1 rRNA gene is annotated in these 1,160 nt (G+C 50.9%); it reads right to left on the reverse strand.

Annotation, left to right across the window (positions count from 1 at the left end):
• Positions 1-113: 113 nt before the first annotated feature.
• A 16S ribosomal RNA gene (locus tag CZ367_RS14015) occupies positions 114-1,160 on the reverse strand; the annotation flags it as partial.

Here is a 1,160-nt window from a genome sequence, read left to right on the forward strand (position 1 = left end):
ATAGAAACAGAATTATGAGTACAAGAAGAGAAACAAACAAATTCAATATCAAATAATGAAATCATAAAATGTTCATACTCTTAGCAATACCTCAAGGATAAACGTTACTCCAGAAAGGAGGTGTTCCAGCCGCACCTTCCGGTACGGCTACCTTGTTACGACTTAGCCCCAATTACCAGTTTTGCCCTAGGTCGCTCCTTGCGGTTACGAACTTCAGGCACCCCCGGCTTTCATGGCTTGACGGGCGGTGTGTACAAGGCCCGGGAACGTATTCACCGCGCCATGGCTGATGCGCGATTACTAGCGAATCCAGCTTCGTGAGGTCGGGTTGCAGACCTCAGTCCGAACTGGGACCGGCTTTAAAGATTAGATCGTACTTACGCACAACCAACATTCTGTACCGGCCATTGTAACACGTGTGTAGCCCCGGACGTAAGGGCCGTGCTGATTTGACGTCATCCCCACCTTCCTCACACCTTACGGTGGCAGTATCCCTAGAGTGCCCAGCATTACCTGATGGCAACTAAGAAAAGGGGTTGCGCTCGTTATGGCACTTAAGCCGACACCTCACGGCACGAGCTGACGACAACCATGCAGCACCTTCACCAGCGTCCCGAAGGACCTCAACATCTCTGTATCGTGCGCTGGCAATTCAAGCCCGGGTAAGGTTCCTCGCGTATCATCGAATTAAACCACATGTTCCTCCGCTTGTGCGGGCCCCCGTCAATTCCTTTGAGTTTCACCGTTGCCGGCGTACTCCCCAGGTGGGATGCTTAATGCTTTCGCTTAGCCGCTAACACCAGGTGCTAACAGCGGGCATCCATCGTTTACTGTGCGGACTACCAGGGTATCTAATCCTGTTCGATACCCGCACCTTCGAGCTTAAGCGTCAGTTACACTCCCGTAAGCTGCCTTCGCAATCGGAGTTCTTCATAATATCTAAGCATTTCACCGCTACACCATGAATTCCGCCTACGTTGTGTGCACTCAAGTCTTCCAGTTCGCGCTGCAATTCAGATGTTGAGCATCTACATTTCACAACACGCTTAAAAAACCGCCTACACTCCCTTTAAACCCAATAAATCCGGATAACGCCTGGACCTTCCGTATTACCGCGGCTGCTGGCACGGAATTAGCCGGTCCTTATTCGAAGGGTACAT

The organism is Prevotella ihumii, assembly GCF_900155655.1.
GTDB classification, from domain to species: domain Bacteria; phylum Bacteroidota; class Bacteroidia; order Bacteroidales; family Bacteroidaceae; genus Prevotella; species Prevotella ihumii.